Consider the following 21,400-nt stretch of genomic DNA (forward strand, 5'->3'; position numbering starts at 1 on the left):
GGAGCGTGGTGATCATTGTGGAGGGTTAGTTTGTTTAACGTCCGTCCCAATTAACTCATCTCGATGGAGTGAGCTGATGAGAGCAAAGACGCTCGTGGGCGGGGTGGCGAGCCTGACCCTGCTCGCCGCGCTCGCCGTGACCGCGCCCGCTCAAGCCGCCGTCCCGTCCACCCCGTACGCCTGGAAGAACGCGCAGATCGTCGGAGGAGGCTTCATCCCCGGGATCGTCTACTCCCCCTCCGTGTCCGGGCTGGCCTATGTCCGCACCGACATCGGCGGTGCCTACCGGCGCGACCCCGGCAGCAGTGTCTGGACCCCGATCACCGACTCGATCGGCTGGGACGACTGGGGCCTGACCGGCATCGCCAGCCTTGCGCTCGACCCGAACGACGGGAACAAGGTCTACCTGGCGGCCGGCACCTACACCAACAGCTGGGACCCGAACAACGGCGCCATCCTGCGCTCCGGCGACCGCGGCGCGAGCTGGGCCCGCACCACCTTGCCGTTCAAGCTCGGCGGCAACATGCCGGGGCGCGGCATGGGCGAACGGCTGGCCGTCGACCCCAACAAGGGCAGCGTCCTCTATCTCGGCGCGCCCAGCGGCAACGGCCTTTGGCGCAGCACCGACAGCGGGGTGACCTGGGCCAAGGTGACCGCGTTCCCCAACCCCGGCACCTACGCGCAGGACCCGAACGACCCCAACGGCTACCTCAACGACCTCCAGGGAGTCGTCTGGGTGACGTTCGATCCGCGTACGGGCACTGCGGGAAACACGACCCAGACGATCTACGTCGGCGTGGCCGACCTGCAGAACACCGTGTACCGGAGCACCGACGGCGGCACGACCTGGACTCGGCTGGCCGGGCAGCCGACCGGCTTCCTCGCGCACAAGGGCGTCCTCGACAGCGTCAACGGCTACCTCTACCTCGCCACCAGCGACACCGGCGGACCCTACGACGGCGGGCACGGCGACGTCTGGCGGTACGCCACCGCCACCGGAACCTGGACGCAGATCAGCCCCATCCCGTCCAGCGACGTCGACAACAACTACTTCGGCTACAGCGGCCTGTCCGTCGACCGGCAGCACCCCGGCACGCTCATGGTCACGGCGTACAGCTCGTGGTGGCCCGACACCATCATCTGGCGCAGCACCGACAACGGCGCGACCTGGTCGAAGATCTGGGACTGGACGCGTTACCCCAGCCGCAGCTTCCGCTACACGATGGACATCTCCGCCTCACCCTGGCTGGACCTGAAGGACCCGGGCGCCCGGGACGCGGAGGTCTCCCCCAAACTCGGCTGGATGACCGAGGCGCTGGAGATCAACCCGTTCAACTCCGCCGAGTTCCTCTACGGCACCGGCGCGACCCTGTTCGGCTCGGACAACCTCACCAACTGGGACTCCGGCGGCACCTTCACGATCTCGGTCAAGGCCAAGGGCATCGAGGAGACCTCGGTGCAGGACCTGGTCAGCCCGCCGTCCGGAGCACCGCTGCTGTCGGCGCTCGGCGACATCACCGGCTTCCGGCACGACTCGCTCACCACCGTCCCGGCCGCCACCTTCAACAGCAACGACTGGCCGACCAGCACCGACATCGACTTCGCCGAATCCGCCCCGGCCACCGTCGTGCGCGTCGGCAACTGCGACGTCAGCACGCAGAAGTGCCTGTCCTACTCGACGAACGGCGGCACCAGCTGGACCGCGCCCGCCAAGCAACCCACCGGGGTCACCGGCGGCGGCACGGTCGCCGTCAGCGCCGACGGCACGCGGTACCTCTGGAGCCCGGCCGGCGCGAGCGTCTCGGTCACCGCCAACAACGGCAAGACCTGGACGACGTCCACCGGCGTCCCGGCCGGCGCCCGCGTCATCTCCGACCGGGTCACCGCCACGACGTTCTACGCGTACGCCAACGGCACGTTCTATCGCAGCACCAACGGTGGCACGTCGTTCACGGCGTCGGCGGCGACCGGGCTGCCGACCGAGTCGGTACGCATGTCGGCCGTCTTCGGGCGAGCCGGCGACGTCTGGCTCGCCGGTGGCACTGCGACCGGGGCGTACGGGTTGTGGCACTCCACCGACGGCGGAGTCACCTTCACCAAACTGTCCACCGTCGAGCAGGCCGACGCGGTCGGCTTCGGCAAGGCCGCCACCGGCGCGACCTACCCGGCGATCTACACCAGCGCCAAGATCGGCGGCGTACGCGGCATCTTCCGCTCCGACGACGCCGGGGCGACCTGGGTCCGCATCAACGACGACCAGCACCAGTACGGCTGGACCGGCGCGGTCGTGATCGGCGACCCGCGGGTCTACGGCCGGGTGTACGTGGGGACGAACGGGCGCGGCATCGTCTACGCCGACCCCGCCTGACGGCTCACCCCTTCAGCGCTGGATCAGGGTTCTCGGTCGAATCTTGGCGCAAGATTCGACCCGGAACCCTGATCCAGCGCCCTACGAGGCAGCGGGACCGGAGCGGGGCCGCCGGTACCCCGAGGTCGACCCGGCCGGCGCGAACCCGAGCGACGCGTACAAAGCGGCGGCAGCGGAGTTCTCGGCGTTGTGGTTGACCGTCACCGTGCTCATGCCGGCCTCGGCCATCTCGTGCACCGCGTACGCCATCACCGCCTTGCCGAGCCCCCGGCGCTGGAAGTCCGGATGCGTGCCGACCGGTTCGAAGTGGCCGAGCTTGTTCAGCGCGTCGGTCCAGTAGACGCAGAACGCGGCGATCCGGCCGTCCGGCGCGACCGCCACGATCTCGTGCGTCGGGTCGTATCCGGGCTTGACCATGACCTCGGCCCGGTACTGCTCGCCGGTCCAGCTGTCACCGAACGCACCGTTGTGGGCGACCGCCAGCGCCTTGGCGTCCGCGAAGACGGCCGGGCGGATCTCGAACCCCTCGACGTCCGGCAGAACCACGGCGTCGGCGGAAGGGAGGGACAGCTCGTTGACCGTGTCCCAAGTGCGGAAGCGCTCGAAGCCCAGCTCCTCCAGCAGCTTGGCGCGGACGGTGTCGCAGTCGAAGCAGTCGGTGAGCACGAACTCCTCGTCCTCGTCGGCCGCGTGCTCGGTCACGTACGCCGCGTGCCGCAGCATCGCCTCCTCGGCGGCGGTCCCGCGCAGCGCCGGGGCGGTGAACACGTCGAAGGCGCAGCCGAACCGGAGGTTGATCGTGACCCCCATGACGGCGCCGCGTTCCTCCCACACCTGGACCAGTTCGCCGATCGGCCGGCGGCCGCGCAGATTCTCGTAGATCCGATGGGGCAGTTCGCCGATGTGGTCGTACGCGCACCGCCCGGCGACCGCGATCCAGCCGGCGACGATGTCCTGCAGCACCGGGAGGTCCTCGTCGGCGTACGGGCGAGGTTGGAGATCACTCACCCCCTTTGTGTATCAAAGTCCGGACCGATCGGCCGTGCAATTAGCCCAGGCGCTCCGGAGTAGGGTGTGATCATGATCGAGATCACGTCCCCCGAGGAACTGCGCGATCTGCTCGGGGCACCGATGCCCCGGGCCGTGGCCAAGGAGCGCGCCGCTCTGCACCCGCGCGACCGCGATTGGCTCGCCGCCTCGCCGTTCGTCCTCGTGGCCACCTCTGACGCCGAGGGCAACTGCGACGTCTCCCCCAAGGGCGATCCGGCCGGCTTCACCCACGTCATCGACGACCACACGATCGCCATCCCGGAGCGCAAGGGCAACCGGCGGGCCGACGGCTTCCACAACATCCTGGCCAACCCGCACGTCGGGCTGATCTACCTCATCCCGGGCCGTACCGAGACGCTCCGGATCAACGGCCGCGCGCGACTGGTCCGCGAGGCGCCGTTCTTCGACGAGATGGTCGTCAAGGGCCACCGCCCGCAGCTCGCCGTCGTGGTCGACATCGACACGATCTTCTTCCACTGCGCCAAGGCGTTCCTGCGCTCGCAGCTGTGGCAGACCGACACCTGGAACCCCGACGTTCTGCCGTCGCACGCCTGCCTGGTCAAGGAGGTCCAGCCGACCAAGGAGAGCCTCGCCGAGCTGGAGGAGTACTACCGGCCGGAGAACTACACCAAGCAGCTCTACGCGGTGTGAATCCTGGCCAGCGCGTTCCGGAGGACGCGGTCGACGTCGGTCCCCCGCGGTGACGGCAGGTCGTCCACGGAGAACCAGCCCAGCGCCAGCGACTCGTCGCTGATGTGTTCGGCCGCGCCCGCCGGGGCGTACATCAGGAACATGACGTCGTGGTGCAGCAGCCGGCGACCGGCGCAGTTCGGCACCTCGTGCACGTCCACGTCGACCGGCACCGGGTCCACGACCAGGTCCGCGATGCCGCCCTCCTCGGTCGCCTCGCGCAGCGCGGCCCCGGCCAGCGTCTCGTCCGTGGCGTCGAGGTGCCCGCCGAGCTGCACCCAGATGCCGAACTTGCGGTGCAGGCTCAACAGGAACGCGTCCCGCTCGCGCGAGTAGACCAACGCGCTCGCGGTGACATGTCCGCCGTCCCGCTCCCGCCGCAACGCTTCCGGCCCGCTCTCCACCAATTCCCGAGTGGTACGCCAATCGGCCTGGCCGTCGTCGGCGGGTCGCATCGCCGCGAGCGCCTCGCGTGCGCTCTCGTAGAGGCTCACTTCCCGTCGACCAGCTTGAACAGCGCCGCGATCTCGCCCGCGTTGAGCCGGCGGTGCCGCCCCGCCCGCAGGTCGCCGAGCCGGATCGGCCCGATCGCCGTCCGTACCAGCCGCGACACCGGGAAGCCGAGCGCGTCGAACATGCGCCGGACGATCCGGTTGCGTCCCTCGTGCAGCACGACCTCGCAGAGGGCGGTGTTGCCGATCGCGTCGACGAGCCGGAACGAGTCCACCCGGGCCAGGCCGTCCTCCAGCTCGACGCCGGCCCGCAACGACCGGCCGACGCTGCGGGGCAGCGGCCCGGCGACCTCGGCGAGGTAGGTCTTCGGGACCTCGTACGACGGGTGCATCAGCTTGTGCGCGAGCGCCCCGTCGTTGGTCAGCAGCAGGAGGCCTTCGGACTCCTGGTCCAGCCGCCCGACGTGATAGACGCGGACGCCCAGGTCGCCGATGTAGTCCGCGATCGCCTCCCGGCCCTCCTCGTCGGACATCGTCGAGACGACCCCCCGCGGCTTGTTCATGGCCAGGTAGACGAGGCGGTTGTCGACCACGACCCGCTGACCGTCCACATAGATCTCGGCGGTGACGGGGTCGACCTTGTCGCCCAGCCGGGCCACCTTCCCGTCGACGACGACGCGCCCACGGTCGATCAGCTCCTCGGAGGCGCGGCGCGACCCCACCCCCGCCGAAGCCAGCACCTTCTGCAGGCGCTCCCGTCCGTCAGCGCTCGGCATCGGCGATCTCCTCGACGTTGTCGGGCAGGAAGGGGGCAAGCGGAGGCAGCTGGTCCAGCCCGTCGAGGCCCAGCTTCTCCAGGAACAGCGAGGTCGTGCGGTAGAGGTGCGCGCCGGAGTCGGGCTCGGCCCCGCACTCCTCGATCAGTCCCCGGCTGACGAGCGTACGCACCACGCCGTCGCAGTTGACACCCCGGATGGCCGAAATGCGGGACCGCGTCACAGGCTGCTTGTACGCGACGACGGCCAGCGTCTCCAGCGCGGCCTGGGTGAGCCGGACCGACTGCCCGTCCAGGACGAAACGCTCCACATAGGAGGCGTACGCGTCGCGGGTGTAGAAGCGCCAGCCCCCGGCGGCCCGCCGCAGCTCGAAGCCCCGATTCTCGGCCGTGTACGCCGCCGCCAGCGTCAGCAGGGCGTCGGCGACCACCTCGGTCGGCTGTTCGAGCACCTGGGCCAGCATGATCTCGCCCACCGGCTCGTCGACGACCATCAGAATGGCCTCCAACGCCGAGCGCAGCTCGCCTGGGTCGAGCGCGGCGAGCTGGGTCTCGTCTTCCGCCCGCTCCGCCACCGTCGCCGCGTACGCCCGGCTCGCCTGAGCGGGCACCGAAGGCGCACCGGCCGGCGGTGCGCTGGTCTGCGGTGCACTGGTCAGCGGCGCACTGAGCTGGGGCGACGGCAGGGTGTGACGCGGCTCGGCGAGGGGCTCGGCGTCGTACTTCGGCATTTCGACGAGCGCGGCGAGACGACCGGCGGCAGCGGCGAACGCGTCCGCCGCGTCGCCCTCGGCCTCGGTCGCACTCGCCTGGGCCTGACTCGCGTCGACTTCCCTCGCGGCGGCAGCCGCCTGGGTGTAGTCGCCCGGCTCGTCCTCCGGCGCCTCGGGCTCGACCGCGATGTCCGGCAACTCGACCGGCTCCGTGTGCTCGATCGGGGCCTCGACCTCGCCACCGTCCTCGGATCCGGCGTCCTCAGACCCCGCGTCCTCGGATTCGGCACCCTCGGATCCCGCGTCCTCAGATCCCGGGTGTTCGGACCCCGCGTCTTCAGATCCGGCGGCCTCAGATCCCGCGTCTCCGGACCCGGCGTCCTCGGATTCGGCGTCCTCAGTGACTTCGGCCGGCTCAGCCTCGGGCTCCGCGGCCGCCTCACCTGGCCCGGCGGGCAGCTCGACCACCTCGATCGCCGGTCCGGCGGCCCGCTCGGCGGCGGCCTCGTTCAACACCGCCGACGGCTCGGTGTAGTCGCCGGGCTCGTGCTCCGGCGCCTCGGGCTCGACCGCGATGTCCGGCAGCTCGACCGGCTCGGTGTGCTCGATCGGCGCCTCGACCTCGACCTCGACCTCGGCGTCGGCGTCGGCATCGGCGTCGGCGTCGGCGTCGGCGTCGGCGTCGGCGTCGGCGTCGGCGTCGGCGTCGGCGTCGGCGTCGGCGTCAGTATCGGCGTCTGTCTTCGGCTGGGGCTCGTCGGCGTCGTCCGCCGGGGCGGCGTCGGCTGGGGCGGCGTCGGCTGGGGCGGCGTCGGCTAGGGCGGCGTCGGCTAGGGCAGCGTCGGCTAGGGCAGCGTCGGCTAGGGCAGCCTCGGGCGCGGCGTCGGCGGGCGGGGCGGTGTCGGGCGCGTCAAGACGGTCACCCGGCCGCTGCCACGGCGGCACCCAGCTCGCGGCCTGGTCGGCGAGCGAATCGCTGGAAAAAGAACCGTCTTGTGTCACTTTTGCAGCCTATCAGTCGTTATCGTGGGCTCTTCGAGCGCTGAATCGCTCAGGCGGAGGGCTCGGCGTCGGCGGCGCTGCCGTCGGACGCCTCCTCGGGATTCCCGGCGTCGCCGGAGTCGCCGGAGTCGCCGGAGGGGGCGTCCGCAACCGACTCCGGCGGGGCGGGGCTTCCGGCGTACTCGTCGAAGTCGAGCTCGACCCGCGCGCCCTCGGCGGCGATCCAGCGGACCGTGAGTTCCCCGAGCGGTTGGATCTGCTCGAAGCCGACCAGGTTCTCGCGGTACAGCTCGAGAAGCGCGAGGAAGCGCGCGACGACCTCGAGGGTGCTCTGGCAGTCGGTGACCAGGACGCGGAACGTCGCGATGCCCGCCGCCTGGAGCCGATCCCGGAGGATCTCCGCGTGTTCGCGGACGCTGACCTTGACGTCGTGGACGTGGGCGATGGAGACCGTGGGCGGCGCGGGCTTCGGGCTGAACGCCTTGGCCGCGAGCTTGGCGAAGCGGTCGAGGCCGACGCCGAGCACGAGGTCCGGCAGCGCCTCGGCGTAGCGCTCCTCCAAGGCGACCGCACGCGGCCACCGGCGCTGGCCCAGCTCGGCCAGTTCGGCGAGGTGCGCTGCGGCCTGCTTGAACGCGCGGTACTGCAGCAGGCGGGCGAACAGCAGGTCCCGGGCCTCCAGCAGAGCGAGGTCCTCCTCGTCCTCGACCGCCGCCGCCGGCAGCAGCCGGGCCGCCTTGAGATCGAGCAGGGTCGCCGCGATCACGAGGAACTCACTGGCCTCGTCGAGGTCCCAGGCGTCGCCGGCGGCCCGGATGTGGGCGATGAAGTCGTCGGTGACCTGGTGCAGCGCGACCTCGGTGACGTCCAGCTTGTGCTTGCCGATCAGCTGGAGCAGCAGGTCGAACGGGCCCTCGAAGTTGACCAGCTTGACGTTGAACCGCCCGCTGGTGCTCTCCGCCACGGGCGGCGCGTCGGGCTCCGCCGGGTCCTCCGCCGCAGGAGCGGCGGCGAGTTCCTCATCGGCCCCGGCCGACAGCGGCGCGCCCTCGGCCGCGGGCAGGGCGGCGTCGGTGGCAGTCTCGGGCGCGTTCATACCAGCGGGACCGTACGCGCCCTCGGCCGCGGGCAGGGCGGCGTCGGTGGCAGTCTCGGGCGCGTTCATACAGCGAAAATAGCAGCGGGCAGTCGGGTCAGCGCGCGGCCTGTGCCGCGATCACTTCGCGGGCGAGCTGCCGGTAGTTGCGCGCCCCGGACGAGGCCGGGTCGAGCGTCGTGATCGGCGCCCCGGCCACGGTCGACTCGGGGAACTTCACCGTCTTCGTGATGACCGTCTGGTACACCTTGTCGCCGAACGCCTCCACCACCCGCTGCAGCACCTGGCGGCAGTGGGTCGTGCGGGAGTCGTACATGGTGGCGAGGATGCCTTCGAGTTCCAGGTCGAAGTTCAGCCGCTCGCGGACCTTGTCGATGGTGTCCAGCAGGAGCGCCACACCCCGGAGGCTGAAGAACTCGCACTCCAGCGGCACCAGGACGCCGTGGCTGACGGTCAGCGCGTTGATCGCGAGCAGACCCAGCGACGGCTGGCAGTCGATCAGGATGAAGTCGTATTCCTTGCGGACGTTGCGCAGCACCCGCGCCAGCGCCATCTCCCGGGCGACCTCGCTGACGAGCTGGATCTCCGCCGCGGACAGGTCGATGTTGGCGGGCAGCAGGTGCAGGTTGGCCACGTCGGTCTTGATGAGCACGTCCTCGGTCGCCACATCATCCTGCATGAGCAGGTTGTAGATGGACAGGTCGAGGTTGTGCGGATTGACCCCGAGTCCGACCGACAAGGCGCCCTGCGGGTCGAAGTCGACCAGCAGCACCTTGCGCCCGTATTCGGCCAGCGCCGCGCCCAGGTTGATGGTCGTCGTCGTCTTGCCGACGCCACCCTTCTGGTTCGCCATCGAGATGATGCGCGCCGGGCCGTGCTTGTCCGTCGGCATCGGCTCGGGGATGTCCTTGCGAGCCGTGTATGCCGAAGGGTCCGCTGGACCCAGATCCGCGCTGAGGTCCAAAGCGGACTGCTCGCCCCGCAACGTCGAGGACCAAGCCTCCGAACGCTCGCCGCCAGCCATATCCCGCCCTTCCCCTTACGACGCCTGCCGCCGTCAGAAGTCACGCGCCGTCGCTTGACTGTACGCCACCGCGGGCCGCCGCAGCGGGTCCCGTCCACGGCGTGTTGAAACGACACGCAAGTGGAGGCCACACGAACCGAACGAAGGATGCGGATCGTGCGGCCTCCACGGCGACGCTCGCTTACTTCAGCACGTCCTCCAGCGGCAGCACGGCGAGACCGTGCGCCTCCGCGACGGGACCGTAGACGACCTGGCCGTCGTAGGTGTTCAGGCCCAGCGCCAGCGCCTTGTCCCGGCGCAGCGCCTCTTTCCAGCCGTGGTTGGCCAGCTCGATGGCGTACGGGAGGGTCACGTTGGTCAGCGCGTGGGTGCTCGTGTGCGGCACCGCGCCGGGCATGTTCGCGACACAGTAGAAGATCGAGTCGTGCACCTGGTAGACCGGGTCCGCGTGGGTGGTCGCGTGCGAGTCCTCGAAGCAGCCGCCCTGGTCGATCGAGATGTCGACGAGCACGCTGCCCGGCTTCATCCGGCTGACCAGCTCGTTGGAGACCAGCATGGGCGCCTTCGCACCGGGCACCAGCACCGCGCCGACGACCAGGTCCGCGGCGAGCACCGCCTGCTCCAGCTCGTACGCGTTGGACATGACCGTCCGCACGCGCCCGTGGAACTGCTGATCCGCCGTACGCAGCCGGTTGATGTTCTTGTCGAGCAGGGTCACCTCGAAGCCGAGCCCGTCGGCGATGGTGGCGGCGTTCATGCCGGACACACCGGCGCCGATGACGACCGCCTTGGCGGGGCGTACGCCCGGGACGCCGCCGGGCAGCACGCCGCGCCCGCCCTGCGCCCGCAGCAGGTAGTGCGAGCCCACCTGCGGGGCCAGCCGGCCGGCGACCTCGCTCATGGGCGCGAGCAGCGGCAGCTGAGCGCCGGGCAGCTCGACCGTCTCGTACGCGATCCCGGTCACCTTCTGGGTGACGAGCGCGTCGGTGCACTCCTTCGAGGCGGCCAGGTGCAGATAGGTGAAGAGCACCTGACCAGCGCGCATGCGGTGGTACTCCGGCTCGATCGGCTCCTTGACCTTGAGGATCATGTCGGCGGCGGCCCACACCTCGTCAGCGGTGGACAGGATCTGCGCCCCGGCCGTGCGGTACTCCTCGTCGGTGATCGAGGAACCGACGCCCGCCTGGGTCTCGATGACCACTTCGTGGCCGTTCCGGACGAACTCGACGACACCGGCCGGGGTGATGGCCACCCGGTACTCGTGGTTCTTGACTTCGCGGGGGATTCCGACCTTCACCGTGATACCTCTCTGCGGGGCGCACGACACTGTGCGCAACACTGGCTGGCAGCAGCTCTCGTCGCCAGTGTATGGCCGCTCACCTGCACCGAGACCCGACGCGCTGTCATGCTCACGGCGGTCAGGTTTACAGGCTGTAGCGTCACGGTTCACATGTACCCGTGAATTGCGCCCGCCAATCTCACTCTCCGTGATCGCCCGGTGTTCTCCGCTGGATCAGGGTTCCGGGTCGAATCATGGCCCAAGATTCGACCGGGAACCCTGATCCAGCGCTGACGTGGGCGCACCGGACGTCAGGCGCGGGAGCGGAGGACGGCGTCGGCGGCGAGCAGACCGGCGACGGCCGGCCCGTTCGTGATCTCGCCCTCGAAGATCATCTTCAGGGCGTCGGCCAGCGGGACGCGGCGTACCTCGATCTCGGCTTCCTCGTCGCGGCGGTCGTGCCGCTCGGCGATCTCCCGCAGTTCGGTCGCCAGGAACAGCCGGATCAGCTCCGACGACGCGCCCGGCGTGGTGTGCAGGTCGACGAGGTGCTCGACGCGCCCGGCGGTCAGATCGGCCTCCTCGGCCAGCTCGCGCAACGCAGTAGCCTGCGCCTCCTCGCCCGCCACGTCGACCAGCCCGGCCGGCAGCTCCCAGAGGAACCGCCGGACCGGGTGCCGGTACTGCCGCACGAGCACGACGCGCTGCTCGTCGTCGAGCGCCACGATGCCGACCGCGCCCACGTGCTTGAGGTAGTCGCGCGGGGCGACCCCGCCGCCGGGCATCTCCACCAGGTCCGTCACGACGTCGAAGATCTTGCCGTGAAAGCGTTCGGTCGTCTCGACGACCCGGTATTCGTGCGTCACGAAGTCAGGCTACGCGTCGGCGTCCACCTCCGGGCCGTCCGACGTCCGCGCCTTCGCCGGTACGCCCACCGGCAGCCGGTCGCCGTCGGCGTACTCCAGGGCCGCCTTGACGAAGCCGGCGAACAGCGGGTGCGACCGGGTCGGCCGGCTCTTCAGCTCGGGGTGCGCCTGGGTGGCCACGAAGTACGGGTGGATCTCCCGGTCCAGCTCGACGAACTCGACGAGCTTGCCGTCCGGGGAGGTGCCGCTGATCCGCAGCCCGGCTTCCTCCAGCTTGCCCCGGTACGCGTTGTTCACCTCGTACCGATGGCGGTGCCGCTCGGAGACCGCGGTGTTGCCGTAGACCTCGGCGACGATCGAACCGGGCCGCAGCTCGGCCGGGTACGCGCCCAGCCGCATCGTGCCGCCCATGTCACCGAGTCCGGCGACGATGTCCTCCTGGTCGGCCATCGTGGAGATGATCGGCTCGGGGGCGGTCTCGTCGAACTCCAGCGAGTTGGCGTGGGCCAGCCCGGCCAGGTTCCGGGCGACCTCGATGGTCATGCACTGCAGGCCCAGGCACAGTCCCAGGGTCGGGATCCGGTTCTCCCGGGCGTGCCGGATCGCGCCGATCTTGCCTTCGATGCCGCGTACGCCGAACCCGCCGGGAATGACGACGCCGTCCACGCCGGACAGCGCCTTGGCGGCGCCCTCGAAGGTCTCGCAGTCGTCGCTGGTGACCCAGCGCAGCTTCACCTTGGCCCGGTGCGCGAACCCACCGGCGCGGATGGCCTCCGACACCGACAGGTACGCGTCCGGCAGGTCGATGTACTTGCCGACCAGCGCGATGGTCAGCTCCGCCTCCGGGTTGTGCACCCGGTCGAGCAGGTCGTCCCAGCGCGTCCAGTCGACGTCCCGGAACGGCAGGCCGAGCCGGCGGACGACGTAGACGTCCAGGCCTTCCCGGTGCAGCACCTTCGGGATGTCGTAGATGCTGGGCGCGTCGGCCGCGGAGATGACCGCCTCGGCGTCGACGTCGCAGTACAGGGCGAGCTTGCGCTTCATGCCGTCGGGGATCTCGCGGTCGGAGCGGCAGACGAGCGCGTCGGGCTGGATACCGATGTTGCGCAGGGCGGCGACCGAGTGCTGGGTCGGCTTGGTCTTCAGCTCACCCGACGGGGCGAGGTAGGGCACGAGCGAGACGTGCAGGTAGAACACGTTCTCCCGGCCGACGTCGTGCCGGATCTGCCGGATGGCCTCCAGGAACGGCAGGCTCTCGATGTCGCCGACGGTGCCGCCGACCTCGGTGATCACCACGTCCGGCGTACGCCCGTCCTCGTCCGGGTCGGCCATCGCCCGGATGCGGGACTTGATCTCGTTCGTGATGTGCGGGATGACCTGGACGGTGTCGCCGAGGTACTCGCCGCGGCGCTCCTTGGCGATGACGGCCGAGTAGATCTGGCCGGTCGTGACGTTCGCCTTGCCGGACAGGTCCCGGTCCAGGAAGCGCTCGTAGTGGCCGACGTCGAGGTCGGTCTCGGCGCCGTCGTCGGTCACGAAGACCTCACCGTGCTGGAACGGGTTCATCGTGCCGGGGTCGACGTTGAGGTAGGGATCCAGCTTCTGCATGACGACGTGGAGGCCACGTGCGGTCAGCAGATTGCCGAGGCTGGAGGCGGTGAGGCCCTTGCCCAGGGAGGAGGCGACACCCCCGGTGACGAAGATGTGCCGCGTCGGCTGGTTTGTCGACAGGTTCGTCCGTGCAGAAGGGCTCACTACCCGCTCCCGTGGTCGGTGTTGAAGTTAAGTCCGAACGTGCGGTGGGTGATCACTGCTGGAGATGAACGCAGCATGAAAAGACCGCATGATCCACGGGATTTCACCCTAACACCTCGGAGCCCACGCACGACCCAGGAGGACGCAGATCACACCCCGGGGTGTCGCGCCCGTGTCACGGGACCACCCCGGAGAAGGCCTCCTGCTCCTGCGCGATCGTCCGGTCGTCGGCGTGTTCGCGTACCCGCAGAGCCCCCAGGGCCACGAGCGGCACGACGGTGGCCGCGGCGGCCCCCGCCACGTTGAGCGCCGCCCCGCCGAACAGGCCCGCCAGCACCGTGGCGAGGGCAACCCCGGTCAAGGCCGCCCGGACGGCCGGATAGACGCCGAACAGCCGTTTGAGCCCGCCCCACGGCTGGAGCAGCGCGAACCAGACGAAGCCCGCCGAGCCCAGGGCGAGCAGGGTGAGCGGAGTGTTGGCGAACGCGGTGATGTTGGACTCGCTGAGCCGGTGCAGGGTGGGCCCGCCGGTGCCGTCGGCGATCTGGCTGAGCATCCGGCCGAGGCTGCCCCGGTCGGCGACCGGGCGGCGCAGGTCGATCAGCGCGAACAGCACCGTCACGGCGAGCCCGGCGGCGGTCGCCCAGACGACCCGGTTCAACGTCAGCCAGCCGCCGGTGCACACGGCGACGGCGAGGCAGACGCCCGCGGTGAGCGCGAGCGCGCCGCCCGCGTCCGCGCCCAGGAACGGGTCGCCGACGACCACGATCGCCAGCGCGCCCACGCCGCCGATCAGCCAGGGCCGCCGGCGCCGCGGGGTGATCTGGGCCAGACAACCGGTCGCGAGCAGCACCCCGGAGATGAACACACCGAGCCCGACCACGCCGAGCCCGGCGTACCGGCCGCCTTCCAGCGCCGAATAGCCGGCGACCCCGTTGAGCTGGAGCCGAGCGCCGGTGGCCAGGTCGAGGGCGACCACCGCGGCGGCGAGCCCGGCGACCACCCCCACCGGGCCGAGTGTTCGCCGGTACGCGGACAGGAAGACCACGACGAGGGTGACGACGACCATCCCGGCGACGGTCAGCGCCCAGAAGACGAGCCCGGCTTGCGAAGCGCGCCACCAGGGCACCATGCCGGCGGCGAAGGCGGCCGGGATGGCCGAGGCGGACGCGATCAGGGCGATCTCGGCCCACTTCGTCCAGAACGGCTCGGCCCGGCTGGATCGGCTCGGCGACCGGCGACGCATCCACTCCGGCAGCGGCAGCGCCTTCTGCGCCCGCCCGGCCCGGGTGTACGACCGGCGCATCGCCCAGGCCAGCAGCACGTACAGGGTGAGCTGAACGACGGCGAGGATCCCGAAGAACCAGCCCGCGATGCCCCGCTGCGCCTTGGCCTGCGCGTCCGCCTGCGCCGGTACGCCGATCGCGCTGGCCAGATCGGCGGGCCGCCCGTCGGCCGGGACGGCGGCCGACCCCCGGAACAGTTTCGCCGGCGCGGGCCGCCCGAGGACGTGCAGGATCGTCGGGGCGAGGTCGATGAGCTGGATGTAGCCGTTGCGCCCGGTGCCCGCCGAGGTGAGCCAGCCGGAGTCCCAGCCGGGTCCGTCGAAGACGGCGACGTGCAGACGCTGGTCGGTGCTGGTGTCGGAGATCCCGGCGACCATGACCGTGCTGCGGGCCGGCCGGGCGGCCAGCAGTTTCGCCAACTGCGCGTCGGCGGCCGCGGCCTGCGTCTTGCGGTCGGCGGTCTCCTTCGCGTCGACCGTGCCCAGGTCGGCGACGGTCAGCACGCACGAGGCCAGCAGCTCGGCCAGTTTCGCCGGATCGTCCGGGAGCCCGGGCTCGTACCGGTCGACCCGGTCGTAGGGGCGTACCGCGGCGATCGCGCCACCGAGGCCGATAGCGACGGTGCAGCGTACGGCGTTGGGCAGGGCGCTCGGCACCGCGCCCCACGGGTTCTTGCCGTTGTTGAAGATCACCAGCCGTTGCTCGTCCGGCGGCAGCGACGCGCTCTGCTTGTCCCGGCCCCGGATGACCTCCTGCTCCAGCTGCGGGCACTCGCCGGTCACCTTCGGCGGGTTCGCCGCCAGGCTCCGGTACGCGTAGTTCCCCGCGCTCAGCGTCGTCCAGCCGTCGGCCGGGCAGGTCGGGGTGACCGCGGAGCGTACTGACATCGAGCCGATCGACCCGTGCTCGGCGAGCCCCCACAGGGTCGGAGTGCTCACGGCGTCGAGGTCTTCCCAGCGCAATCCCGGTACGCCGGCGACGATGACGTAGTCCGCCCGGGTGTCAGGCTCGGCATCACCGTCGGCGTGCGCCGGCTGGGCCGGGCTTATCGGGGCGAAAAGGGCGGCGATCAGCGCGAGGAGCGCCACCAGCACGCTCCTCGTCCGGGCCGTCCGCATCAGGCGTGCTCCTCGGCCACCGGTGTGCGATCGGCGAGGTCGGCGTACAGGTCGAGCAGACGGCGCAGCATGTCCCCGGCGGCGGGCCAGCTCGCGGCGCGCGCACGGCCCTTCTCTGCCAGCTCGGCCCGCCGGGCCGGGTCACCGAGGAGGTCGACGATCGCCGCCCGGATCGCCTCGGCGCTCCCGGGCTCGATCAGGACGGCGGCGTCGCCGACGAGTTCCGGCAGTCCCCCGACGCCGGTGGCGATCAGCGGCAGCCCGCCCGCGAGCGCCTCCTGGGCGAACAGCTGCCGGGCCTCCCAGTCACTGCTGACGACGCCGACGTCGGCCGCCGCGATCAGGTCGGGGACGTCGTCGCGGTGGCCCAGCAGGCGTACGGGGGCGCGCTCGGCCGAGATCTGGGCGGCCAGGTCGAGATAGGAAGGACCGGTCCCGGCCACCACCACGGTGGCGGACGGCAGCTCCGCACGAAGCTGGGCGGCCGCCTTCACGAGCAGGTCATAGCGTTTCTGCGGATGCAACCGGCCGACCGACAGGATCAGCGGCACGTCGGCGGCCACGCCCAGCTCCGCGCGTACACCTGTGGGAGAGCGATGACCCGCGGCCCGGACCGGCGCGGCGACCTCCCAGAGTCGCGCGTCGGTCGCGCCCGCGGCCTTGGCCCGGTCGACGAGGTCGGTGGAGGCGCCGAGATTGACCGTCGCCGCGCGGGCGACGATCCGTTCCAGCATCGCGTGCACACCGCCGCGGACCCCTCCGCGCAGCGGCGCGTTGTGCCAGGTCACAACGGTCGGGAGGGCCGGGCGGGCGAGCGCCACCGCGAAGCCGGCCCGCAGGCCGTGGGCGTGCACGACGGCGGGCTGCACGGCCGCGAGGACGCGCCGCAGCGACCGGACCGCCCGGAGGTCGCCGGGGGTCGGATTGGCGGGAATCTCCACCGGGATGAACTGCGCGCCACGCTCGGTGAAGCCGAAGCGAGCCTCGGTCATCGCCGGGCCGATCACGGTCACCGCGCAGCCGGCCTGAGCCAGCTCCCCGGCGAGCGCCGCGACATGCTGCCCGATGCCGCCGGTGCTGGTCGCCAGCACCAGCGCGACCGCGCCGTGGAAGTGCTGTTGTGCCACCGTCCACCCTTCCCCTGTGCCCCGTCGTCGCGTGGCCGCCGGTCAGCGCCGGGCGAACCGGCGAACCAGTGCCCGCGCGTCGCCGCCGTCCAGCGGCAGCAGCACGGCCACGAAGACCACGACCACCGCCGCCCCGGCCGCCACTCCGAGACCGATGATCGCACCCACCCCCGACGGAAGCCCGCCGGCGAGCCAGCGCACGCCGTTGCCCGCGGCCGCGCCGAATGCCGCCGCGAGGAGCCCGGCGGCGGCGGCCCGGGTCAACCCGGGCATTGTCGCACCGGTGCGCCGCAGCACGATCACCAGGACCAGGCCCAGCACGGTCAGCCCGACCGAGGTGCCCAGGCCCAGCGCGGCGACCCGGGCGGACTCCGGCAGGACCGCGGCCAGGATCGGCATCGCGACGGCGGCGCTGCCCCAGCCCAGGCCGAAGGCGATCGCGGCGGCCCGCTGGCCGCTGCGGGCGTACAGCGCACGGCTGAGCAACGCCGCCAGGCCGTAGCCCAGCAGGCCCGGTGCGAATGCGGCGATGCCCCAGGCCAGCCCGCTCGGGTCGGCACCCGCCGAGAGGAACGCGGCCGCCGGCCCGGCCACTCCGGCCAGCAACGCGACACCCAGGCAGCTCAGCAAGGTCACGGCTCGCGCGGTGGTCGCCAAGGTCTGGTTGTACGCCGACAGCCGGCCGGTCGCCGCCGACTCCGCCAGCGCCGGGTAGGCCGCCGTCGCCGCCGGTACCGCGAGCACCGCCCAGGGCAGCAGGAACACGGTCTGGGCGACGGTGAAGACGAGCGCGGTGCCGTCCGCCCCCGTGCCGTTGGCCAGCCGTAGCGCCACGATCAGGGCCAGCTGCTGAAACGCCACCGTGAGCAGGCCGCTGACGGCAAGCCCTTTCACATCCGGATGGTCGATCTGCCACGACGGCCGCAGTCTCAGCCGCAGGCTGCGCAGCGGGATGAGCAGGCACCCGCTGAGCACCACCACGCCGAGCGTCGTGCCGACCGCCAGGATCAGCACACCCGTCCGGGTCGCCTGGGCGAGATCCGCCCGCGCTCCGTCGTGCGCCGCGAAGAGGGCGTACGCCGTGATCACGACGACGCTGGAGAGCAGGGGCGCGATGACCGGCCAGGCGAACTTCCGATGCGCCTGCAGTACGCCGATGAGCACCACCCCGATGCCGTAGAGCGGGATCTGGACGGCGAAGATCCGCAGCATGAGCGCCCCGGTCTCGTACTGCTCCGGCGTCCAGTCGCGCCCGGCGACGAGCCGGATGACCCAGTCGGCGCCGACGGCCACGAGCACGGCCAACGGGATCAGACCGGCCAGCACCCAGGTGAGCAGCGCCGACGCCGTACGCGACACCGCCCGGACGTCGCCGTTGGCGACCGCGCCGGCCAGCAACGGCACGACGAGCGCCGCCATCGCGCCCCCGGCGACGATCTCGAAGATGATGTTCGGGATGGCGTTGGCGCTGGCGTAGACGCTGCCGAGGTCGGTCTGGCCCACCGACAAGGTCAGCACCCAGGTCCGGGCGAACCCGACCACGCGGCTGACGACGGTGAGCACCGCTATGAGGGTGGCGGCGCGGGCTATTCGGCTCATCGTCGGCTAATCGTCGATCGGCAGCTTCTCGACCTGAATGTCTGGTTTATCGGCTTTCATCCGGCCGAACGCGTCGAGCTCCCGGAGACCGGGAGTCCTCTCGATGACCTTCGTGAAGCTGACCTTCTCGCTCGCCGCGGTCAGCCCGGCCAGCACCGCCAGCGCGGCGAACCGCCCCACCGGCCCGGTACGCGCCGCGTACGCCGTGCCGAGCACCGCGCCGAGGGCGTTGGCCCCACAGTCACCGAGCATCGTCTCCTCGGCCAGATCCGGCGGCAGACTGCCCGCCACCGCACCGAGCGGCCCGGCGACCAGGCCGCCCGTCGTGCCACCGGCCAACGGCGTACCGGCGAGCACGCCGGCCTTGAGCGCGCGGCCCGGACGTAGGTCGAGCAAATTGAACAGGTTGGCCGCACCCGCGATCACGCCTGCCCCGAGGGCGGTGTCGATCACCGTGGTCACCGCGCCCCGGCCACGCGAGCGCGTCAGCAGAGCGGAGGCCGCCAGCCCGGCCGCACCTACTCCGGCGATCTTCACGAAACCGCTGGTCACACGGCCCTCTCGCAGCGCACCCAGGTGCCCTCGGAAACCCTTGGCCTTGTGCTCCGGGCGTACGCCGACCACGTCGTCGTAGAACCCGACCGCACCCGACCCGAGCCCGGCGACCAGTGCCGCGGTCGCCGCCCGCCCGGTCGGCGCCCCGGCGGCGCTCGTCACGGCGGCGCTGACCGCCAGCGCCGGTCCGCCGGCGAGATTCACCGTGCTGCCCCGGAAGTTGGTCCGCTCGAGATCCTTCGACAGGCTCGAAGCTCGCAGCGCGCGCTGAATCCCCTGCGCCGCCACCGCACCCGCACCGGCCAGCGCCAGCCGGCCCAGAATCCGCCCGACCCCCATGATCAGGCGGGCATCTTCGGCATGAGCGAGGTCGCGCCGGAGCCGACGCCGTACTGCCCCGTCTTGCCGACCACCAATTGCTCCCAGGCCGCCAAGGCGGACACGACCTGACCCTGCGCGGTGTTGGCGTCGTCCACAGTCGACACCGACTTCACCAGCGCCGGATCCGCGCGTACGCCCGAGATGACGTTGCCGTCACCGCCGAGGACCCCGGCCACCACGACCGGTCCGGCCTTGTCGAACTGCACGACGGTGGTCTGCACATTGGCATTCTTGTCCGACGCCGACGTGTCGGTGTAGGGCATGCCCGAGATGATCACGGCCGCCTCGGCCGGCCCGGTGACCTTGCCGTCCACACTGAGGTATCCGGCCTTGTTGAACGCGGTCAGCACCGAGTTCATGTCGGCCGCCGCCACCGGAGGCGTCCGGTCCATCAGCACCGCGGAGAGCAGCGTGCTCGCCAGCTCCTGGGCGTCGCTGCTGGACGGTAGCGCGGTGGCCGGGACGCTCGGCGGCAACGCGTTCTCCGCCAGCTCCATCAGCTCGCTGTCGTTCGACGGGTCGGTGAACTTGTCGTTCAGCGCCACCGTGCCGGTGACCTTCGCGCCCGCGGCGGTCAGCTGCTTGGTGACGCCGTCCACGAACTCCCGCCCGGACGGCATGACGACGATGACGATCCGGCGCGAGGTCAGCTTGCCGGTCAGCAGATACGGAGCGGATTCCGCGACGTAGTCGTCCTTGCGGTTCTGCTCCACCGCCAGCCCGTCCAACTGGTCCCGCAGCTGGCTGTTGGACTTGCGCAGCGAGTTCACCGTCTCGTTCAGGGCGTCGGCCGCCGGCCCGTTGAGCGCCGCCGTCCCGACGACCAGGCCGATGGCCAGCGCGAGAAAGACCGCCGTGAGCGACACGACGTGGTACCTGAAGTTGATCACGATCCCGTATCCCTAGAACAGCCGCTGCACTTGGAACATGAGATTGTCCCACCACTCCGCGACCACAGCGAGATAAGCCTTGCCTACCGTGGAGACGGCCACCGCCGCCGCCATCGCCGCGATCGCCGAAAGCACCAGGAGCAGCAGTGACGAGCCGGAGATGCTCTGCCGGTAGAGCCGGCTGACGCCCTTGGCGTCGACGAGCTTGCCGCCGATGCGCAGTCGCGTCAGGAAGGTCGACGCCATGCCGCCCCGGCCCTTGTCGAGGAACTCGACGAGCGTCGCGTGCGTGCCGACCGCCACGATGAGCGAGGCACCCTTCTCGTCGGCCAGCAGCATCGCGATGTCCTCGCTGGTCGCCGCGGCCGGGAAGGTGATCGCCGGCACACCGAGCTGGTGCATCCGGGCCAGGCCCGGCGCCCGCCCGTCCGGGTACGCGTGGACGATCACCTCGGCGCCGCACCGCAGCACGTCGTCGGAGACCGAGTCCATGTCGCCGATGATCATGTCGGGCGTGTAGCCCGCCTCGACCAGCGCGTCCGCTCCGCCGTCCACCCCGATCAGCACCGGCTTGAACTCGCGGATGTACGGCCGCAGCACGTCCAGGTCCGCTTTGTAGTCGTAGCCCCGGACCACGATCAGGCAGTGACGCCCGGCGACCTGGGTGACGACCTCGGGCACGCCGACGCCGTCCAGGAGCAGATCCCGCTCCTGCTTCAGATACTCCATGGTGTTGGCGGCGAACGCCTCCAACTGCACGGACAGACCCTCCCGGGCGTCCACCATGGACTTCGCCACGGTCTCGGCGTCCTGCCGGATGCCGTGCGCGACCGGCTCGTCGCCGAGGAAGACGGTGTTCCCCTCGATCCGCAGCTCGTCGCCTTCGCGCACATTCTGGAAGATGCCCTCGCCCAGGTCGTCGAGGAGCAGAACACCAGCCTCGATCAGCACCTGCGGACCGAGGTTCGGATAGCGGCCGGAGATCGACGGCTTGGCGTTCAGCACCGCACCGACGCCCACCGCGACCAGAGCATCGGCCGCGACGCGGTCGATGTCGACATGATCGATGACCGCTAGATCGCCCGCGCGCAGCCGTCCGACGAGCCGTTTGGTCCGTCGATCGAGCCGTGCGGTGCCGATGATCGTGCCCGGTTCGGCGCCCCGGGACCGGCGCAAGGTGGGTAGACGCATCGGGGCCATCCTGGCATGCCAGCGCCTTGATCGCCTACTCGACATGCTGATCACGGTAGTGGCCAGGGTTTCTCCCGCGCGGGCAGACGGGCCGGAGTCACCCTGTCACAAGTCCGATTTGTCGGGTCGCTCGCACGCTTTACCCGACCCGCCGGGGCTCAATTCATGATCAGCGTCGATTCC

At 71.0% G+C, this 21,400-nt stretch carries 16 protein-coding genes and 1 pseudogene; 2 read left to right on the forward strand and 15 right to left on the reverse strand.

The genetic code is table 11. The features are described 5' to 3' along the window. Positions 1–76 precede the first annotated feature (76 nt). Positions 77–2,368, forward strand: coding sequence for a xyloglucanase (locus AB0H43_RS37615; RefSeq protein WP_360008063.1), 2,292 nt, complete (start codon positions 77–79; stop codon positions 2,366–2,368). 81 nt (positions 2,369–2,449) lie between these two features. Here AB0H43_RS37615 and AB0H43_RS37620 read toward each other — a convergent pair whose 3' ends face one another. Continuing rightward, positions 2,450–3,376, reverse strand: a complete 927-nt coding sequence (locus AB0H43_RS37620; RefSeq protein ID WP_360008066.1) for a GNAT family N-acetyltransferase — start codon at positions 3,374–3,376, stop codon at positions 2,450–2,452. 69 nt (positions 3,377–3,445) lie between these two features. Between AB0H43_RS37620 and AB0H43_RS37625 the strand changes: the two genes are divergently transcribed. Next, positions 3,446–4,069: a pyridoxamine 5'-phosphate oxidase family protein gene (locus tag AB0H43_RS37625; protein WP_360008122.1), complete on the forward strand. Its 624-nt coding sequence runs from the start codon at positions 3,446–3,448 to the stop codon at positions 4,067–4,069. Here the strand turns inward: AB0H43_RS37625 and AB0H43_RS37630 are convergent. The 14 genes and pseudogenes from AB0H43_RS37630 to steA form a co-directional block, all read right to left on the reverse strand. Then, complete coding sequence (locus AB0H43_RS37630) at positions 4,057–4,602, reverse strand: NUDIX domain-containing protein (RefSeq protein WP_360008067.1); 546 nt, start codon at positions 4,600–4,602, stop codon at positions 4,057–4,059. The genes AB0H43_RS37625 and AB0H43_RS37630 overlap by 13 nt on opposite strands. After that, positions 4,599–5,336, reverse strand: a complete 738-nt coding sequence (locus AB0H43_RS37635; protein WP_360008070.1) for a pseudouridine synthase — start codon at positions 5,334–5,336, stop codon at positions 4,599–4,601. Before AB0H43_RS37635 ends, AB0H43_RS37630 begins: the two co-directional genes overlap by 4 nt. Continuing rightward, positions 5,323–5,871: pseudogene (scpB, locus tag AB0H43_RS37640) on the reverse strand (SMC-Scp complex subunit ScpB); the annotation flags it as partial. The gene AB0H43_RS37635 and the pseudogene scpB, both read right to left, overlap by 14 nt. Before the next feature lie 1,228 nt (positions 5,872–7,099). Continuing rightward, positions 7,100–8,215: a segregation/condensation protein A gene (locus tag AB0H43_RS37645; RefSeq protein WP_360008072.1), complete on the reverse strand. Its 1,116-nt coding sequence runs from the start codon at positions 8,213–8,215 to the stop codon at positions 7,100–7,102. A 28-nt stretch (positions 8,216–8,243) separates the two neighbouring features. Further along, a complete protein-coding gene (locus tag AB0H43_RS37650) occupies positions 8,244–9,170 on the reverse strand; it encodes an AAA family ATPase (RefSeq protein WP_360008074.1) in 927 nt (308 codons plus the stop codon). Positions 9,171–9,351: 181 nt separating this feature from the next. Beyond that, positions 9,352–10,467: an alanine dehydrogenase gene (ald, locus tag AB0H43_RS37655; protein WP_360008077.1), complete on the reverse strand. Its 1,116-nt coding sequence runs from the start codon at positions 10,465–10,467 to the stop codon at positions 9,352–9,354. Between the two features lie 293 nt (positions 10,468–10,760). Beyond that, a complete protein-coding gene (locus AB0H43_RS37660; protein WP_360008079.1) occupies positions 10,761–11,315 on the reverse strand; it encodes an NUDIX hydrolase in 555 nt (184 codons plus the stop codon). A 9-nt stretch (positions 11,316–11,324) separates the two neighbouring features. Continuing rightward, on the reverse strand, positions 11,325–13,070 hold the full coding sequence (locus tag AB0H43_RS37665; protein WP_360008082.1) for a CTP synthase: 1,746 nt from the start codon (positions 13,068–13,070) through the stop codon (positions 11,325–11,327). A gap of 175 nt (positions 13,071–13,245) precedes the next feature. Then, the gene (locus AB0H43_RS37670; protein WP_360008085.1) at positions 13,246–15,474 is read right to left on the reverse strand and encodes a hypothetical protein; all 2,229 of its coding nucleotides are present in this window, start codon (positions 15,472–15,474) and stop codon (positions 13,246–13,248) included. After that, entirely contained in the window at positions 15,474–16,601 is a 1,128-nt protein-coding gene (locus tag AB0H43_RS37675; RefSeq protein WP_360008088.1) for a glycosyltransferase family 4 protein, read from the reverse strand. The genes AB0H43_RS37670 and AB0H43_RS37675 overlap by 1 nt, the downstream gene beginning before the upstream one ends. A gap of 42 nt (positions 16,602–16,643) precedes the next feature. After that, complete coding sequence (locus AB0H43_RS37680) at positions 16,644–18,200, reverse strand: lipid II flippase MurJ (protein WP_360008091.1); 1,557 nt, start codon at positions 18,198–18,200, stop codon at positions 16,644–16,646. A gap of 6 nt (positions 18,201–18,206) precedes the next feature. Then, entirely contained in the window at positions 18,207–19,094 is an 888-nt protein-coding gene (locus AB0H43_RS37685) for a hypothetical protein (protein ID WP_360008093.1), read from the reverse strand. 2 nt (positions 19,095–19,096) lie between these two features. Further along, positions 19,097–20,026, reverse strand: coding sequence for a copper transporter (locus tag AB0H43_RS37690; protein ID WP_360008096.1), 930 nt, complete (start codon positions 20,024–20,026; stop codon positions 19,097–19,099). A gap of 12 nt (positions 20,027–20,038) precedes the next feature. After that, a complete protein-coding gene (steA, locus tag AB0H43_RS37695) occupies positions 20,039–21,217 on the reverse strand; it encodes a putative cytokinetic ring protein SteA (protein ID WP_360008098.1) in 1,179 nt (392 codons plus the stop codon). Positions 21,218–21,400 lie beyond the last annotated feature (183 nt).

It is taken from the genome of Hamadaea sp. NPDC050747 (genome assembly GCF_040654195.1).
GTDB lineage: Bacteria > Actinomycetota > Actinomycetes > Mycobacteriales > Micromonosporaceae > Hamadaea.

Bases quoted from the DNA above. Each gene is read 5' to 3' on its own strand.
- AB0H43_RS37615 (WP_360008063.1), top strand. From the start codon at position 77: ATGAGAGCAAAGACGCTCGTGGGCGGGGTGGCGAGCCTGACCCTGCTC.
- AB0H43_RS37635 (WP_360008070.1), bottom strand. From the start codon at position 5,336: ATGCCGAGCGCTGACGGACGGGAGCGCCTGCAGAAGGTGCTGGCTTCG.
- AB0H43_RS37645 (WP_360008072.1), bottom strand. From the start codon at position 8,215: ATGAACGCGCCCGAGACTGCCACCGACGCCGCCCTGCCCGCGGCCGAG.
- AB0H43_RS37650 (WP_360008074.1), bottom strand. From the start codon at position 9,170: ATGGCTGGCGGCGAGCGTTCGGAGGCTTGGTCCTCGACGTTGCGGGGC.
- AB0H43_RS37670 (WP_360008085.1), bottom strand. From the start codon at position 15,474: ATGCGGACGGCCCGGACGAGGAGCGTGCTGGTGGCGCTCCTCGCGCTG.
- AB0H43_RS37680 (WP_360008091.1), bottom strand. From the start codon at position 18,200: ATGAGCCGAATAGCCCGCGCCGCCACCCTCATAGCGGTGCTCACCGTC.
- AB0H43_RS37685 (WP_360008093.1), bottom strand. From the start codon at position 19,094: ATGGGGGTCGGGCGGATTCTGGGCCGGCTGGCGCTGGCCGGTGCGGGT.
- steA (WP_360008098.1), bottom strand. From the start codon at position 21,217: ATGCGTCTACCCACCTTGCGCCGGTCCCGGGGCGCCGAACCGGGCACG.